1 pseudogene is annotated in these 400 nt (G+C 33.0%); it reads right to left on the bottom strand.

From position 1 onward, the window contains the following. Positions 1-159: 159 nt before the first annotated feature. A pseudogene (locus tag HZY94_RS10390) lies at positions 160-400 on the bottom strand (acyltransferase); the annotation flags it as partial.

Raw genomic sequence — 400 nt, 5'->3', positions numbered from 1 at the left:
TATTAAAGGGTGATTTCGTATGATTTTATTAATAGGCAAAATCATCATCTCAGTCGGTCTCATAGTCGGTTCAATTATAGAAGAAACAATACGAGCTAAACGAAAAAAACAGTCTGGAACAAAATAGGGTTCCAGACTGTTTTTTGTTAATTTCAAATATCATGATTTTACATGTTTATTTATTTCGGATACAAGTGCTTGTACGCCTTTATATTCTAAATGCACGCCGTCATAGGCGAAGTATTCCGAATGGTCTTTTTCTTTTTGATACCAATTGACTAATTGAACATTCTTATGTGAATCTGCTGCTTTCAAAAGTTTGTCGTTGACACTTTGTTCCCAATCTCTTGGTACGTGTATATTAACAACATATACATGCGCATTACCAAACATTTTAATG

Source organism: Streptococcus danieliae (genome assembly GCF_013415245.1).
Classification (GTDB): domain Bacteria; phylum Bacillota; class Bacilli; order Lactobacillales; family Streptococcaceae; genus Streptococcus; species Streptococcus danieliae_A.
The sequence above is the reverse complement of the archived record's forward strand: the minus strand, read 5'-3'. Positions and strand labels throughout refer to the sequence as shown.